The organism is Shewanella algidipiscicola (assembly GCF_003605125.1).
Lineage (GTDB): Bacteria > Pseudomonadota > Gammaproteobacteria > Enterobacterales > Shewanellaceae > Shewanella > Shewanella algidipiscicola.
Map to the genome: position 1 here is coordinate 78,633 of NZ_QPQT01000007.1, position 15,433 is coordinate 94,065.

Sequence of the window (15,433 nt, forward strand, 5' to 3'; positions counted from 1 at the left end):
TGTACAGATATCAAATTGACTTGTTATTGCTTTGTTATATTATCCTTAGGTGCAATCGTTGTTTCATCTTCCCCAAGAACAAGAAAAAGGATTCGCTCATGGCAGAGCAAGGCACTAAACCTTATCGGTTTACTATACGTGTCACCGTAGTGAGTATTTTTGTCTTTGCTACCCTATGTACTGCCTTGATTGCAATAGGATTACAATATTATTTTAGCGAACGTCTGGCGACAGAGTCGGCGCTTAAACTCTATAATAGCAGTGCCCGTAGTACCAGTGAACACTTGGCGTATTTGGATAGGAGTATCATAAATACAACCAAACTATTGGCGAGTTTCTCGTCGCTAGAAACGGATGAGGGATTGTCAGCCGAGGCGCTGAGTATCTTTTCCAAACTGATGCAAACCTCCCCTTTTATTTGTGCTATCTACATTGGGCTCGACGACGGTGATCTGTATGAGCTCATTAATCTCAATACAAATGCTGCCGTGCGCGAACAGCTTAGTGCTGGCCACTTAGACCGCTGGGCCTTAATCAAGATCCACACTCATGCCAGTGGTGAGCGACGACGTGAAATTGCTTATTTTGATGCCGAGTTTAATCTTAGGGTCAGCCATTTTGATGTCAGTGACTATGATGCGACTAATCGCCCTTGGTATATTAATGCAACTGATAAGGAGGTCTATAAGACTGAGCCCTATCTATTTCAGACACTACAAGCACCAGGACTCACTTATTCTATTAAGTTACCAGGTAATGGTACCGTATTGGGAGTCGACATTGCCCTATCTAGCCTAGAGGAACACTTAGTGCTACAAGGCCAGACTCACGGGCTGGATGGCGAGCAAGAGGTGTTTGTGTATAAAGCCACAGGTGAGCTTATCGCCTCTAATCAAGCTGCTGAAAACGAATTTAAACTCCCAGCAGGGCCACAATTAACACTTACGGATGAACAAAAAGCGTTTATTACGCGCTCGCCAGTATTAAGAGCGTCGAATGAAACCGATTGGCCGCCGATAGACTTTGCTATTGCCGGAGAACCGCAAGGATACAGCATAGATATGCTTAATCTGGTAGCTGCAATGACGGGGCTGCAGATTGAATATAGTAATGGTATTAGCTGGGCTGAGTTATTTGAGCAGTTTAAACGCGGTGAACTTGATCTATTGCATTCGGTGTTAAACAACGAACAAAATGAAAACTTAGGTTTATTTAGCCAACCCTTTTTACCCTTACCTTTTGCTATTGTCACTCGCCCCAATCATCAAGTGTTTAGCCGTATAGAACAGCTCGAAGGGCATAAGCTGGCGATTCCCCGTGGTTGGTCAGTTATTCCCATTATTCAGCGTTATTTTCCACAAATTGAGGTGGTTGAATACGACTCAACTCTAGCGGTTTTGCAAGCCGTAGCCCAAGGCGAGGTGTTTGCTGCATTAGATAACAGTGTGGTGCTGCACTATACCGCTAAGCTTTTCTTTATTGATGGTGTGCAGTTTCATGAGGATATTGATTTTGCCCCCGCGAATGTCAATCCCGGCTTGAGTATTGTCGTACATCCCAGTGATGAAGTATTACTGGAAATCATCAACTTAGCCTTGGCAAACATCACATCTGAGCAAGTTAGTGCATTAGAGCAAAAGTGGTTCGGTGATGGCATGGAGGCGTCATCGAACCTGCAACAGGGGGCCGTTCCTTATAAGTTGTTAATAGATATAGCTAATAATCCGAGTGAACAGCAACAGCTCAAGCTTTATAGCATCAATGGTGAAGAGCGATATGTCTATGTGGCTCCCATGCATAACAGTCGCACCGAAACGGAATATTTTGCCATCGTGGTACCTAAGCTGGTCTTGCTATCGACTAGTCAAGAAAGGGTGAAAAAGTCGATTATGATCACCGGCATATGCATGTTGCTAGTGCTGCCATTATCTTGGTTATTTGCCTCACCGATCATTAATCCGATTAAACAGTTAGCACTTGAAAACCTTAAGGTAAAAAATCGCCAATACAGTGAAGTCGCTAAGGTGAATTGTTATATCGTCGAGATTGATGAGTTGGCCGATTCAATGGTAGATATGTCTGATTCGATTAGGCAGCACGAGCAGAATCAAAAGCAATTAATGGAATCATTTATCAAGCTTATCGCTCAGGCTATCGATGATAAATCCCCCTATACCGCCGGGCACTGTAACCGTGTACCCGAGCTTGGTTTGATGCTGGCGGATCAGGCCGTGGCGTCGCAACAGCCCCCCTTTGATACGTTTGAATTTAATAATGAAGAAGAGCATACCGAGTTTAGAATGGCAGCCTGGTTGCATGACTGCGGCAAGATCACCACACCAGAGCATATTGTCGATAAAGGCAGTAAGTTGGAGGTGATCTACAACCGAATTCACGAGGTGCGTATGCGCTTTGAAGTGCTGTGGCGTGACGCCCAAATAAGCTACCATCAACAGTTGGCGCAACAACCAGAGAACAGAGAACAACTGCAAGCCGAGTTAGCGCAAAAGTGGCAAACCCTTAACCAAGACTTTGAGTTTATTGCCAATGCTAACGTGGGTGGCGAGTTTATGGAGCAAGCCCATATCGATAGATTGCAGCAATTGGCTAAAATCACTTGGGTGCGCCATTTCGACGACAGGCTGGGGCTGTCGCCCATTGAAGAGCTCAATTATCCCAAGTCGCCAGAAGTGCTACCTGTGACAGAGTCGCTATTAAGTGATAAACCTCAGCATATTATTCGTCGCGATTTTCCGGTGCATTTCGATAAAAAGTTTGGCATTAAGATGACGGTGCCAGAGCATCTGTATAACCAAGGTGAGCTGTACAACTTAGCCATTTCTCGAGGCACCTTAACCGCTGAAGATCGCTTTAAGATTAATGAACATATTACTAGCACCATTAAGATGCTAGAAAGTTTACCTTTTCCTCCCGAACTGGCGCGGGTGCCGCGTTATGCTTCGACTCACCACGAAACACTTAAAGGCACTGGGTATCCGCGTAAGTTGACGGCTGAGCAGCTATCGACCCCAGAGCGTATTTTGGTGTTAGCCGATATTTTTGAAGCCTTAACCGCGGCCGATAGACCCTATAAAAAGGCCAAGCCCATTAGTGTGGCCATCGATATTTTGCATAAAATGGTCTTGGATGACCATGTCGACAGAGATCTGTTTGAGTTGTTTTTAACCAGTGGGGTTTATCTTGACTACGCAAATAAATTTCTCGACCCGAGTCAAATCGATACGGTGGATATTGAGCAGTACCTTAATCGAACGGCGTGATTATGGTTGGATGGAGAATTATGGTTGGGATAATCGGAGCAGAACAGCTGCTCACCGTGCACCTATGAGGCTAGATTATTTGTCCGTTAAATTGGGCAGCAGTGAGTGCTCTAAATAATCGATGGGCTGCGCGCCTTGGACAAAACCATCGTCGGCCAGTATCCGCTTGAGTAAGGGTATATTAGTGTTAATCCCTTGGATAACCAGTTCATTTAAGGCAACACGCATACGGGTAATGGCGCAGTTGCGTGAGCTACCCCAAGTGATGAGCTTACCTATCATAGCATCGTAATAGGGCGGCACCTGGTAACCTTGATAAAGATGCGAGTCCCAGCGAACCCCAAGGCCGCCAGGAAGGGTCAGTGCTGTGATGGTGCCGGGTGATGGGGTAAAGTTAACAGGATCTTCAGCGTTAATACGACACTCAATAGCATGCCCATGGCATTGTATTTGTGCTTGGCGCATGCCAAGAGGCTGATCTGCGGCGATACGCAGCTGCTCGGCGACCAAGTCGAGATGGGTCACCATCTCTGTTACCGTATGCTCTACCTGCAAGCGGGTATTCATCTCCATAAAGAAAAATTCACCCTCTTGGTAAAGAAACTCTATGGTGCCAACGCCCTCATAGCCTATGGCTTGGCAAGCCTTGATACAGCGTTGACCGATAGTATCGCGCTGCTCATCGGTTAACCCTAATGCCGGCGCTTCCTCTATCACCTTTTGCTGGGCACGTTGCATCGAGCAGTCGCGCTCGCCTAAAGACAGCGCATTGCCCTGCTTATCGCATATGACTTGCACCTCGATATGGCGCGGCTGGCTTAAGTATTTCTCTAGATAGACGCCGGCATTGCCAAACGTGGCTTCGGCCTCTCCTTGAGTTAAGACTATGGTGCTTAGCAGCTCGCTGGCATCGTTAACGATGCGCATCCCTTTTCCGCCACCACCGGCGGTAGCTTTGACCATAACCGGATAGCCGATAGCGTCGGCCAGAGCCAAATTGGCGGACGCATCATCGCCCAACAGGCCATCAGAGCCGGGAATAGTCGGTAATCCTGCCGCTTTCATGGCGGCAATGGCGCTGACCTTATCCCCCATTAGGCGGATAGTGTCACTGCGTGGGCCGATAAACACAAAGCCACTGGCGGTCACTTGCTCGGCAAAGGTGGCGCTTTCGGATAAGAAGCCATAACCAGGGTGGATGGCATCGGCATGGGTGAGTGCGGCAGCGGCCAGTATTGCTTGACTGTTTAGATAACTTTGGCTCGATGGGGCGGCGCCAATACACAGGCTTTCATCGGCAAGGGTGACATGCAAGGCGCCTTTGTCGGCGCGTGAGTGAACACTCACTGTGGCGATACCAAAGTGCTGGCAGGCGCGGATGATCCTTACGGCGATTTCGCCGCGATTGGCGATAAGCACTTTGTTAAACGGGCGCGATGCTGCCATGGCAGAGCTTACTCGATAACCATTAAGGGTTGATCAAACTCAACGGCGTCACCGCTGTTGCATAAAATCGCCTTCACTACGCCAGCATGTTGGGCTTGTATTTGGTTCATCATTTTCATTGCCTCAATAATGCAGACGGCATCACCTTGCTCGACCCTTTGCCCCACTTTGACTAAAGGCTTGGCGTCTGGCGAAGGCGATAAATAGAAGGTGCCCACCATAGGGGACACCAGCAGATCTTCCTCGGCATAGTCGAGTGGCTTAGTCGACTCTGGGTTGGTTGTATCTTCTTTGTCGTCGGTGGTTTGGCCAAATGCTTTGGCCGCTACGGTATTGGTGTAGCTCAGATCGCGGCAGATACGAATCGACTCTTCGGCATTTTTAATTTCCAGCTCCGAGATATCAGAGGCTTGCACTAGGGCGATCAGTTTTTTAATTTTACGAATATCCATAGGCTTGTCTCTTGAGTATTAGTGAGCTGCTTTGATACGGCTGATGGCCGAGCGCAGTGCAAATTGATAACCCATTTCACCCAAGCCACAGATCACCCCAACGGCTTTGTCTGAAAAGTAGGAGTGATGTCGAAACGGTTCGCGGGCATGCACATTCGACAGGTGCACCTCGATAAAGGGGATAGCCACTCCCAGTAGTGCGTCTCTAAGTGCGACACTGGTGTGGGTAAAGGCCGCCGGATTGATAATAATGAACTGGGCATCGCTGGCATGAATGGCATCGATCAGTTCATGTTCGGCATTGGATTGAATATGTTGCAGTTGCACCGCTTCTGCTTGGGCCATTTGGGTCAACTGTTCGACAATCTGGCTTAAAGTGTGATGACCATAATGGCCGGGTTCTCGACGACCTAATAGGTTTAGATTAGGGCCATTGACTAACAATATTTTCGCCTGATTACTCATGCAACATACCTTTAGGAGTGAGCCGCAGCGCGGCGCGCAGATGCTCATTTTTAATAGATAACTGCAAGTTAGCATAATTTAGCGCTATTTTGTCGCCGCAATTTAAATTTCATCATCAGCCTGCGTAGAGGCCGATGTTTGCATCAAGCATTATCGCCTATGCTGCGACAAAGAGTGGCGGTTACTGCTATTGGTGTGGAGGGGGAACCCTTATCGACCCCTTATTTAGTCGAGGCGAACAACGAGGCTGGCAATGATTCGTGATTAACAGATAAGACAGAGAAACGATGGGTTTCTCTGTCTTAGGTATTTGGTGCGTCGGCTAAATATAGCGCCGTGCTATGTTAAAAAAAGTATTTATATTGCAGCTGCAATGTGCGCGGTGCGCCCATGGTTTCAATGGGGTATTCTGCTCGGTGGCCGTGTTTAAAAATACTCTGCGGCACTTCGCTATCAAATAGGTTGTCAATGGTGAGCTGCAATTGCTGGTTTTGTTTGGCTGATAACCAGGTTTGCAGGCCAATATTGGTAAGCATATAGTCACCGGCAGTGAGGCCATAATCTAAGAACTCTCCGACATATTGGCCGCTCACCCAGAGTGTCACATCATCGTTCATCTCGTAGTTTAGCTTGGCAAAACCTGTGTATTTGGGGACTCGCTCAATTTGCTGGCCATTATCTTTGCGCTCGGCATGGGCATAGCCAGCGCTGAGTTCCATTAACCATTTCGCTGAAAAGGCTTTGACCAAGTGAATATCTATCCCATAGCTTTCGACACGGCCATTAAGGTTGCTGTAGGTAAACTGGGTGTCACTGAGCGCGCGTTGCTCTATGAGGTTATCAATATTACGCCAAAAACTATCGACGGTTAATGAGATATCACCTTGATAATTAAACCCAATATTAATACTTTCACTGGTTTCTGCTACTAAGTCAGGATTACCCAAGGTACCCAGCTGTTGATAGAGTTCTGAAGCGGTTGGCTGGCGATAACCATTGCCAAGATTGGCCTTCAGTTGTAATTGTGACGTTATATCGTGAGTTAACGCGATACTGCCAACCCAGATAGATTCGTCATTGACCAGTTTATTGACTCGTGCTCCCAGTGATAGCTGGGTATCGGGCAGGCTGCTTAGCTTAGGTTGGTATTGACTAAATAGTGCATAAGTACGGTCAGTTGGCGTGGTGAAGTGCATGACCTCGTCAGCGCCTTCAAATTGTTCATACTGGCCTCCCAAAATCCACTGACTCCCAGCTTGAGTGTGATAGTTAGCGGAGACGAGCGCGCCATAATCTTTAAAGCCCCAATATTGATCCCAGTAGGGCACATCGACCTTGCCGTCAGCCTCTTTGGTGATTTCACTATAGTGAGAGTCCCAGTGTTGGTAGCTTAACTTGGTTTGTAATAGCAATTGGTCTGACACTTGGAGTTGCCAATCGGCATAGGCGAGCGTCTGTTTGCGATCATTTTCACTCAAAATAGCGTTGTAAGCTAAAGGACGTTCGAGTAAGCCGTCATTATATTGCGCAAAAATAGTCAGTTGCTGGGCATCGCTGATGGACCATTTAATTTTTGCATTGAGGTTATTCATACGATAACCCCGCTCTTTGTCTAAGGCTGCCGTTGGTGAGTATTCCTCATCGGGCCAAAGTGCGTAGCCTTCTGATTGGCTTGAACTGGCGGCTAAGCTAATTTGGAGATCATTGATTTCGCTGCTGACGAACGCTGATAGATCATAACTGGGCAGCGTATCAGCCACTAAGCTAACTTCACCGCGATCATCATGTTGATAGCTTTTGGTGATGATGTTGATGATCCCCGCAATGGCTTCCGAGCCGTGGATCACGCTTTGGGCACCTTTAATCACTTCGATGCGCTCAATTATCATGGGGTTAATACTGTCGGTATAGGTTGAGCCATAAAGCCGATTATTGAGTCGATTACCGTCAAGTAACCAGAGGATGTCTTGCGGGCGACTGCCTTGCAATGCATAGTCGGTATCGGTATGGCGACCCGCTCGGCCGTTAGCGAATAAACCCGGTACAAACTGGCTGAGGACCTTGTTGATATCGACCGCCCCAGCGGCTTGGATCATCTCACTACTGATAATGGTGACATCGCTACCCAGGGTAACATTTTGGTAGGTGCCGTCATCTTGATATTGCACACCGTGAACGGTGATTTTTTCGATATCATCAGCGAAAGCGGCGTTGTTTACAGCTAATAACGTTAAAGCTAATCCCCATGTTTTCAAATACATTACTCATTCCTTTTGGGTACGCGGTTATGTTTTTGTGACCTAAGTTAACGGTGTGTATTATATGTTTGAGCGGGGATAATTTTGCGAGCTAGATCAATTATATCGGCGATAGTATGAAAAATATTATAAAAGTATTACTCGTTCGATATGAATATCGCTGGCAATATAATGTACTTAATTAAATGGCTGAATCATTTATTAATGAGTGAAAAGGGATTGATATTAAGCTTGAATATGCTTGATGAATTATTATCGCCAGCCGCTGGCTAAGCTTGGTCGATGGGCATTAAAGGTGGGTTATATTAGTCATACTTAGCCATTTAAGAATGGCTAAGGTATTAATGGGGGAATGTAATACTTTAGGCTTAATATAAGGCGAGTTAAACGATACCCGTGCGGCTTAAGCGTGCCACCTTGACGCCTTTAAGCACTGCGATTCGATTCACTATGCTGTTGAGTTCACTGGCTTGCCCTTTGATAATAATGGTTTCTAGGCAGTTATGGTGGTCAATATGAACATGAGTACTACATAAAACATGAATTAAATTATTGTGCTGTATCTCAAGCAGTTTTTCAGTTAATCCTCTTTGGTGATGATCAAATACCAGCGTGAGCACGCCCACGACATCTTCTTTGCTACTATTCCACTGTTTATCAACCAGCCTATCGCGAAATAGATCTCTTATATATTCAGAACGAGAAAGATATCCGCGCTCTAATTGATCTTCTTCAATCTCTTCAAATTGAGATTTAGGCATGGAAACGGTAAAGCGGATCGTGTCGTTAGGCATAAGTTAAATTCTATAAAGCTTAATTACTGTGAGTATCCTACAGATATAAAAAGGATGCAAAAATATAAAATTGATCTAAGTCAACGATAGTATTAAAGATCTGTTTTTAGGATGATTTTTAGGCAAACACCCGCTAGTATGACGAATATTTCAATAGTGTTACGCGCTTGGGCTGAATGTTTATGAGACGGTTAATCTTGCTGCTGTTGTGTGGTTGCTTCGCTTGCCTCTCAGTGGCTGCGACGGATAGGGAAGAGGCTGCCACTGGCAGGGTATTGACACTCGCCTTAGGGGCCGAGCCCGACGCGGGGTTCGATCCTATCTTAGGCTGGGGTAAATATAACCGACCGCTGTTTCAGTCGACACTGTTGCGGCGCAATAAACAACTTGAGCTGGTGGGCGACTTGGCAACTTCGTGGACCTTATCAGCCGATCGCTTAACCTGGCAAGTCTCGCTACGAAAAGGGGTTAACTTTAGCGATGGCACAAGGCTTACGGCTGAAGATATTAAGTTTACCTTCGATATTGCCAAGCAAATTGCCTCAATACACGATCTCACTAATCTAGAGAAGGTTGAGGTGGTATCAGATGGAGAGCTCAGGTTTCACCTGCAGCAGGCCGACATCACTTTTATCGATAACTTTGTCAGTTTAGCGATTGTGCCTAAAGCAAGTTATGGTCCGCGATATGGCTTAGCACCTGTTGGCTCGGGGCCGCTCAAGTTTGTTCGCTGGGATCGCAATCAACAGCTCATCATGGTCCCCAATCCATATTATTACGGACAAAAGCTGCAATTTAAAAAAGTGGTGGTCATTTTTAGTGATGAAGATAGCCGCTACTCTCGGCTGCGCGTCGGTCAGTTAGACCTTAGCGCGATAGCACCGCGCTATGCGCAGTTACTCCCGCCGACATATCGGCTATGGCGTATCGACAGTGTCGATAACCGCGGCATTGCTTGGCCTATGCTGCCTAAGCAGGGCAATAACATAGGTAATGATGTTAGCTCAGATCTGGCGATCCGCACCGCTATCGACTTAGTCATTGATCGTCAGGTGTTAGTTGAGCAACTGCTAGAGGGCCATGCGACACCGGCTTATTCGATTGCCGATGGATTGCCTTGGGGGCCAGTCGCTCAAGCCCATGAACCTCAAGTCGATCCCGAGGTCGCTATTGCACTGCTTGAGAAAAATGGATGGCAATTACAAGGTGGTATACGCCAGCGCGATGGCGTTAAGGCGTCGATGACGCTTTATTATTTGGCAGGTGACACAGTGCGCCAACAATTAGCCTTGGCGGTAGCGCAAATGGTCAAACCGCTAGGCATCCAAATCACTCCCGTCGGTAAAAGTTGGGAGGCCATCTATAAACAGATGCATCAACAGCCGGTGTTATTTGGTTTTGGAAGCCACTCGGCAACCGAAGTGAGGGGCGTGCATCACAGTCAATATCGAGGCCAAGGCTATTTTAATTCAGGCTATTACAGTAATCCTGAAGTGGATAACGCATTAGATGAGGCCCAGCATGCACTTTCGTGGCAAGCCTCATTGCCGTATTGGCAAAGCGCGCAGCAATTCATTGCCCAAGATAAACCTTGGACTTGGCTGGTTAACCTTAAACATCTTTATGCGGCCAATGTCTGTCTTGATCTGGATTCGCCCGGAATTGAGGCCCATGGTCACGGCTGGCCATTAGCCAATAATATCGAGCATTGGCGCTGGCAATGCCCCAACTGATGCCCACCCATAGCTATGCCATCTTAAGTGCTGGTTTTCGGCTGGTATTACTGCTGATTTTGGTGGTATTACTGGCCTATCTTCTGCTGAGCTGGACACCGATAGATCCGCTGAACGCCTATTTAGGTGGCAATGTCTTTGGCATTTCTGAGCCACAAAAGGCCTTGCTCGCCCAGCAGTTATCACTGGATCAAAGTGTGGGCCAGCGTCTACTGCATTGGTTATCTGGATTAGCGCGAGGCGATCTCGGCTTTTCTACCCTTTATCAGCAGCCCGTATCAAGCGTTATCGCCACCCATTTACCTCTATCGCTACTGCTCATTGGTCTTAGCTGGGTAGGATCGTTGGTGCTCGGTTATCTGCTGGGGTTACTGGCGGGTATTTATCAAGACAGTTGGCTCGATAAGGCGGTGCAGCGGTTTTCATGGTTGATGGTATGCATGCCCTCTTTTTGGTTAGCCATGCTGTTTATCAGCCTATTTTCAATTGCCTTACAGCTCACCCCCGTGTGCTGCGCTGCGCCAATTGGTATGACTTTTTCTGAACAATCTGTGCTCAGTATGTTGCATCATCTGCTATTGCCTGTCGCTACCCTGACGGTGGTGAGCATGGCGCCAATAGTGTTGCACACCCGAGAGAAGGTGATTGACGTGCTGCAGTCTGATTATGTGCAGTATTCTCTGGCGCATGGGGATAGCCTGTTGAAGGTGGTGCGCTTTCATGTGATCCGTAACAGTCTATTACCGGCAATTGTGTTGCAATTTGCGACCTTTGCAGAGCTGTTTGGTGGCTCGCTGATTGCCGAAACTGTGTTTAGTTTTCCCGGATTAGGCGCCAGTATGGTGAAGGCAGGTTTAGCCAGTGACACCGACTTACTCATGGGCTGCACCTTAATTTCGGCATTGATGGTCTTTAGCGGTAACCTTATTGCCACTGTGTTATCACGCTACTTTATTCAGGAGGCTGGGGATGCGTGATCTACTGCGTCAGCCCAGTTTTATGGCCGCGCTTGCCTTACTATGCGGGTTGGTTGGGCTGGCCTTACTCTGGCCTTGGCAGGGGGCAGAGCTCGATTTACTCAATAAATATCAAGCGCCTTCACTACATCATCTGTTTGGCACCGACTGGCTCGGCAGAGATCTGTTTAGTCGCAGTCAACAGGCGCTGGCACAGAGCCTGTATGTGGGCGGGCTTGCGGTATTGCTGAGCAGTGTGTTGTCCTTGATGATGGCGATGCTTGCCATGCTACATCGCGCCGCCGCGTGGATGGTCGATCTGCTGGTGGATCTGTTTATGTCACTCCCCCACCTCTTGCTGTTAATTCTCTTATCGTTAGCCTTTGGCGGTGCAGAGTTCGGCTTAGTGGTGGCGGTTGCATTAAGTCACTGGCCTAAACTCACGCGATTACTGCGCTTTGAAATGAAACAGGTGCAGTCAGCCCCCTATTATCAGTTAGCGAAACAGTTTGGTACTTCACCTTGGCAAAGGTTACGGCGTCACATGTTGCCGCATATCTTGCCTCAGTGGTGGATAGGCGGCTTGCTGCTGTTTCCTCATGCGCTTACCCATATGGCGGCGTTAACCTTTTTAGGTTTTGGTCTTAATCCTGACTCGCCATCCATGGGCGCCTTGTTAGCTCAGGCATCGCAATATGCGTTAACCGGACATTGGTGGTTTGCCCTGTGCCCTGGTTTACTCTTACTCAGTTGCTTGCTGCTCTTGTCTTATGTTGCGCAGCGTCTGCTGCTCGGTTTACGTCAGGGGCCGCAAACTCACCTTGAAGGAGTGGTTAAATGTTAACTGTCGAAGGGCTTAGTATTCAATCCGATGCTGTCTCTCTATTGTCGCCGTTAAGCTTTTCGCTCAAGCAAGGTGAGGTGCTTGGTGTGATAGGCGCGAGCGGTAGCGGTAAAAGTCTATTGGCACAGGCGTTGATGGGGCAGGTTCCGCCCGGCTTTAAATTAGGTGGCAAGGTTATCAGTCAGCAAGGCGCTCGGCGCGCATTGGCGGCGCAGTCGGCCTCTGTGTTAGATCCGCTGCGATTAATCGGGTCACAATTGCGTTATGCCGCGCAGCGATTAGGCAAACGTGCCTCGACGCGTCGACACTATTTTAAGCTTGGCGGCAATATTACTGAGCGTTATCGGCACCAGCTCTCTGGTGGTATGGCAAAGCGCGCCTTGATGGCGCAGGCTTGCTGGCAATCGAGCGAGATTATGATTGCCGATGAGCCCTGCTGCGGACTCGACGTCGAAGCGGCACTGGCGATATACCAACATTTAGCGATGCTTGCTCGCGATGAACAATTGGGTGTCATGGTGATTAGCCATAATTTGAGGCAATTATTGCCTATTGCCGACAGAGTGTTAGTGCTGCGCGATGGGCGCGCCGTGGAAATGACCACCCCAGCGCATATTCGTGCAGGGGCGTGTGATGAGTATACGCACCGCTTTTGGACGGCACTGCCAGAACATTGGGAGTCAGAACGTGTTGCGGTTGCATAAGGGCTATGTGCGCCGAGGCGAGCAGTTAATCACATTTCCAGACATCGAGCTTAAGCGCGGCGAAATAGTGGGGGTATCAGGCCCCAGCGGTGTGGGCAAATCCACTTTAGCGGGCATGCTTGCGGGGATAATACCTATGCAAGCTGAGCTGCACTCATTGCCAAGGCGCGCGCGGGGTAAACCTAATCCGGTGCAGTGGCTTATTCAGCAGGGGGAGTTTGCATTTAATCCCAGATTAACCCTTAAAACCGCGTTAGATGAGAGCTGGCAATGTGACGATTACCTGCCGCTGCTCAAGGATTATGGTCTGGATGCCTCTTGGTTAACAAGACGGCCAAATCAGTTATCCGGCGGTCAGTTACAACGCTTTAATTTGATCCGGGCATTAGTGCCCACTACGCAGTTTCTTATCTGTGATGAGGTAACGGCGCATCTCGATACCATCACCCAAGCCGAGTTTTGGCAGCACTTATTAGCCACGGCAAATAAGCGCAACTTAGGCGTGTTGGTGATCTCCCACGATCCCTACCTGCTCGAAGCGATTTGTGATCACATAGTGACTTGGTAAAGCGCCGTCAACGGCAGGCGTTATGCTTAATCGCGAGGCTTTCCTTGACGTAGTGCCTTGGTGGCGCCGCGCTGTTTTTTGGCCTCGATACGCCGTTTCTGGCTGCCTTTGGTGGGTTTGGTGGCGATACGCTTTTTAGCGGTATGGCCAACGCTAGCGACTAAGCTGATAAATTGTTCCAGTGCGGTTTGACGATTAGCATCTTGGCTGCGGCTAGCTTGACACTTAATAATGATTTTGCCGCTTTTGGTAATACGATGATCAGCTTTAGCCAGTAAGCGTTGCTGATAAAGTTCGGGGAGCGAGGATTGGCGAATATCGAAAATAAGCTGGGCAGCGGTAGAAACTTTATTGAGGTGCTGTCCTCCAGCGCCACTGGAGCGGATAAATTGCCATTCAAGTTCATGGTCTTGTAGTTCAATTCGATTGCTGATTTTTATCATGCAGGCTCTTTAATGGTGATTATTTGATATAGACAGGTATCATTGCACTGACCAAATAAGGCAAAATGGTCAACTTATTCTTGCACCGTCGCGGAGTCCCAATATGTTATGTCAAATCGCTGATATCACCAATGGGGTGATCAGTTTATTTGCTAGCGGTCGGTTATCGACAAAAGATTATTGCCAGTTAATCGCCCCCATTATCGAAAAATACCAAGCCGAGTCAGGTAAAGTCTGTCTGTATATCGAAGCCGACGTACTGCTCGAAGGCTGGGAGAGCCAGTCATTATCAGGTGTTGGCGAGGTTCAATTACCTAGGTTCGATGCGCTAGTCTTAGTGGGCGGCCCTGATTGGTTTGGTAATGCGGTGCGCCTAATGGGGCCGTTTATGCAAGGCGAGGTCGCGTGGTATCCGCTCGAGCAAAAGCCATTGGCCATTGAATGGATAACCGCCAAATTAAGTTGCCCATTAACTCAATAAGTCATTTAGGCTACACTGGCTGTTGGAAATAAGCCCAAGCGCAACACAGCGTTATAGTGAATATTGAAGGAAATCCTATGTTAGCCATGAAATCTCCAGTCCTTAAGTGCGCCACATTAGCGCTGTTTACGTTGACACTCTTGTCAGGCTGCGCGCCAGAAGTGGGTAGCGAAAAATGGTGTAAGCAGATGGAGGATAAGCCTAAAGGTGATTGGACCGCTAATGAAGCCGCCGATTACGCCAAGCATTGCGTCTTTAAATAATCGCTCAGTCTCGGGTTATCGACAACAAGTGTGACGCCGACAATACTTTAGTTAGGTGAGGTATTGTCAGCGTTGAACAAATCATTACAATGCCTGTCTAATAGCTATTCATTTGATTTTTTTAGCTTTAATTTTAAGGGTGTCTGTGAGTCGTTTCTTCCAGCTCGTTATCCAAAAGATCGCATTGATGATGATCGCTATCGTGGCGCTGCAGTTTGCAGTGGCTAACTTTGGCGTGCATCAATTGCACTTAGGGGATCGCCAGGAGGAGAGTAAAAACCACCCCCATTTGCAGTTTACTGCCCAGGTAGTCAGCCTATCTCAATGTGTCGATTGCCAATGTGCGTTCGATTCACCTGAGCTAGACAAGCATCAACCCACGGCCCACCATCAACATCAGATCAGCAAAACCGAGACCCAAACTTTCGACCTCTGCCTAGATTGCCAGTGCCACGGTGGTCATGCGACCCTATTATCGCAAGTGATTACTGTGCCATCGCTGCCAGTGTCTGATGCGCCAAAGAACTTAGCTCACCATTACTTCCCGCCCGAGCAACAAGCCGCTTATCGCCCCCCTATAGTGTAATTCTGTTAGCCCCTATTCTTCTGTAGCTCATGGCCGTCTTAGCAATAAGGCTGCGGCTTATGCTATGGCGTTTTATCGGATCATATTCAGCTCATTAACGCTGTGACGCTTTATGTGCTGGAGATTGACACCCTGTTTAGCTGCCCCGCTTTGACCTTG

General features: G+C 47.9%; 15 protein-coding genes. 9 read left to right on the top strand and 6 right to left on the bottom strand.

From position 1 onward, the window contains the following. The first annotated feature begins 98 nt into the window (after positions 1-98). Positions 99-3,281, top strand: coding sequence for an HD domain-containing phosphohydrolase (locus DVO77_RS09040; protein ID WP_119978099.1), 3,183 nt, complete (start codon positions 99-101; stop codon positions 3,279-3,281). 75 nt (positions 3,282-3,356) lie between these two features. On the opposite strand, the gene accC is transcribed toward DVO77_RS09040, so the two are convergent. The 5 genes from accC to nikR all read right to left on the bottom strand — a co-directional run bounded on the left by accC (position 3,357) and on the right by nikR (position 8,696). Then, positions 3,357-4,727, bottom strand: a complete 1,371-nt coding sequence (gene accC / locus DVO77_RS09045; RefSeq protein ID WP_119978100.1) for an acetyl-CoA carboxylase biotin carboxylase subunit — start codon at positions 4,725-4,727, stop codon at positions 3,357-3,359. An 8-nt stretch (positions 4,728-4,735) separates the two neighbouring features. Continuing rightward, entirely contained in the window at positions 4,736-5,179 is a 444-nt protein-coding gene (gene accB / locus DVO77_RS09050) for an acetyl-CoA carboxylase biotin carboxyl carrier protein (RefSeq protein WP_119978101.1), read from the bottom strand. Between the two features lie 18 nt (positions 5,180-5,197). Then, a complete protein-coding gene (aroQ, locus tag DVO77_RS09055; protein ID WP_110457064.1) occupies positions 5,198-5,644 on the bottom strand; it encodes a type II 3-dehydroquinate dehydratase in 447 nt (148 codons plus the stop codon). A gap of 344 nt (positions 5,645-5,988) precedes the next feature. Beyond that, positions 5,989-7,905 carry a TonB-dependent receptor plug domain-containing protein gene (locus tag DVO77_RS09060; protein WP_119978102.1) on the bottom strand — a complete coding sequence of 639 codons (1,917 nt, stop codon included), beginning with the start codon at positions 7,903-7,905 and terminating at the stop codon, positions 5,989-5,991. Between the two features lie 380 nt (positions 7,906-8,285). Continuing rightward, the gene (gene nikR, locus DVO77_RS09065; protein WP_119978103.1) at positions 8,286-8,696 is read right to left on the bottom strand and encodes a nickel-responsive transcriptional regulator NikR; all 411 of its coding nucleotides are present in this window, start codon (positions 8,694-8,696) and stop codon (positions 8,286-8,288) included. Positions 8,697-8,878: 182 nt separating this feature from the next. Here nikR and DVO77_RS09070 point away from each other — a divergent pair, with 182 nt between their 5' ends. Genes DVO77_RS09070 through DVO77_RS09090 form a run of 5 tightly spaced genes read left to right on the top strand, consistent with a single transcriptional unit; the run spans position 8,879 to position 13,501 of the window. Then, the gene (locus DVO77_RS09070; RefSeq protein WP_119978231.1) at positions 8,879-10,429 is read left to right on the top strand and encodes an ABC transporter substrate-binding protein; all 1,551 of its coding nucleotides are present in this window, start codon (positions 8,879-8,881) and stop codon (positions 10,427-10,429) included. Further along, positions 10,417-11,406 (top strand): ABC transporter permease, encoded by a 990-nt coding sequence (locus tag DVO77_RS09075; RefSeq protein ID WP_249038140.1) that lies wholly within the window; start codon positions 10,417-10,419, stop codon positions 11,404-11,406. Before DVO77_RS09070 ends, DVO77_RS09075 begins: the two co-directional genes overlap by 13 nt. Next, a complete protein-coding gene (locus DVO77_RS09080) occupies positions 11,399-12,229 on the top strand; it encodes an ABC transporter permease (RefSeq protein WP_110457067.1) in 831 nt (276 codons plus the stop codon). Before DVO77_RS09075 ends, DVO77_RS09080 begins: the two co-directional genes overlap by 8 nt. Next, positions 12,223-12,933 (top strand): ATP-binding cassette domain-containing protein, encoded by a 711-nt coding sequence (locus DVO77_RS09085; RefSeq protein WP_119978104.1) that lies wholly within the window; start codon positions 12,223-12,225, stop codon positions 12,931-12,933. The genes DVO77_RS09080 and DVO77_RS09085 overlap by 7 nt, the downstream gene beginning before the upstream one ends. Next, positions 12,917-13,501, top strand: coding sequence for an ATP-binding cassette domain-containing protein (locus tag DVO77_RS09090; protein WP_249038141.1), 585 nt, complete (start codon positions 12,917-12,919; stop codon positions 13,499-13,501). Before DVO77_RS09085 ends, DVO77_RS09090 begins: the two co-directional genes overlap by 17 nt. Before the next feature lie 26 nt (positions 13,502-13,527). On the opposite strand, the gene arfB is transcribed toward DVO77_RS09090, so the two are convergent. Continuing rightward, positions 13,528-13,944, bottom strand: a complete 417-nt coding sequence (arfB, locus tag DVO77_RS09095; protein WP_110457070.1) for an alternative ribosome rescue aminoacyl-tRNA hydrolase ArfB — start codon at positions 13,942-13,944, stop codon at positions 13,528-13,530. A gap of 103 nt (positions 13,945-14,047) precedes the next feature. Between arfB and DVO77_RS09100 the strand changes: the two genes are divergently transcribed. From DVO77_RS09100 to DVO77_RS09110, 3 genes are all read left to right on the top strand, one after another. Further along, positions 14,048-14,425 carry a SpoIIAA family protein gene (locus DVO77_RS09100; RefSeq protein ID WP_110457071.1) on the top strand — a complete coding sequence of 126 codons (378 nt, stop codon included), beginning with the start codon at positions 14,048-14,050 and terminating at the stop codon, positions 14,423-14,425. An 86-nt stretch (positions 14,426-14,511) separates the two neighbouring features. Then, positions 14,512-14,688 (top strand): DUF3012 domain-containing protein, encoded by a 177-nt coding sequence (locus DVO77_RS09105; RefSeq protein ID WP_119978233.1) that lies wholly within the window; start codon positions 14,512-14,514, stop codon positions 14,686-14,688. A gap of 190 nt (positions 14,689-14,878) precedes the next feature. Continuing rightward, positions 14,879-15,274 (top strand): hypothetical protein, encoded by a 396-nt coding sequence (locus DVO77_RS09110; RefSeq protein ID WP_373317387.1) that lies wholly within the window; start codon positions 14,879-14,881, stop codon positions 15,272-15,274. Positions 15,275-15,433: the final 159 nt, after the last annotated feature.

Excerpts from the sequence above, each read along its gene's own strand:
- DVO77_RS09110 (WP_373317387.1), top strand. The coding sequence starts at position 14,879 with ATGATCGCTATCGTGGCGCTGCAGTTTGCAGTGGCTAACTTTGGCGTG.
- accB (WP_119978101.1), bottom strand. The coding sequence starts at position 5,179 with ATGGATATTCGTAAAATTAAAAAACTGATCGCCCTAGTGCAAGCCTCT.
- DVO77_RS09105 (WP_119978233.1), top strand. The coding sequence starts at position 14,512 with ATGAAATCTCCAGTCCTTAAGTGCGCCACATTAGCGCTGTTTACGTTG.
- DVO77_RS09100 (WP_110457071.1), top strand. The coding sequence starts at position 14,048 with ATGTTATGTCAAATCGCTGATATCACCAATGGGGTGATCAGTTTATTT.
- arfB (WP_110457070.1), bottom strand. The coding sequence starts at position 13,944 with ATGATAAAAATCAGCAATCGAATTGAACTACAAGACCATGAACTTGAA.
- accC (WP_119978100.1), bottom strand. The coding sequence starts at position 4,727 with ATGGCAGCATCGCGCCCGTTTAACAAAGTGCTTATCGCCAATCGCGGC.
- aroQ (WP_110457064.1), bottom strand. The coding sequence starts at position 5,644 with ATGAGTAATCAGGCGAAAATATTGTTAGTCAATGGCCCTAATCTAAAC.
- nikR (WP_119978103.1), bottom strand. The coding sequence starts at position 8,696 with ATGCCTAACGACACGATCCGCTTTACCGTTTCCATGCCTAAATCTCAA.
- DVO77_RS09060 (WP_119978102.1), bottom strand. The coding sequence starts at position 7,905 with ATGTATTTGAAAACATGGGGATTAGCTTTAACGTTATTAGCTGTAAAC.
- DVO77_RS09075 (WP_249038140.1), top strand. The coding sequence starts at position 10,417 with ATGCCCCAACTGATGCCCACCCATAGCTATGCCATCTTAAGTGCTGGT.
- DVO77_RS09070 (WP_119978231.1), top strand. The coding sequence starts at position 8,879 with ATGAGACGGTTAATCTTGCTGCTGTTGTGTGGTTGCTTCGCTTGCCTC.
- DVO77_RS09040 (WP_119978099.1), top strand. The coding sequence starts at position 99 with ATGGCAGAGCAAGGCACTAAACCTTATCGGTTTACTATACGTGTCACC.
- DVO77_RS09080 (WP_110457067.1), top strand. The coding sequence starts at position 11,399 with ATGCGTGATCTACTGCGTCAGCCCAGTTTTATGGCCGCGCTTGCCTTA.
- DVO77_RS09085 (WP_119978104.1), top strand. The coding sequence starts at position 12,223 with ATGTTAACTGTCGAAGGGCTTAGTATTCAATCCGATGCTGTCTCTCTA.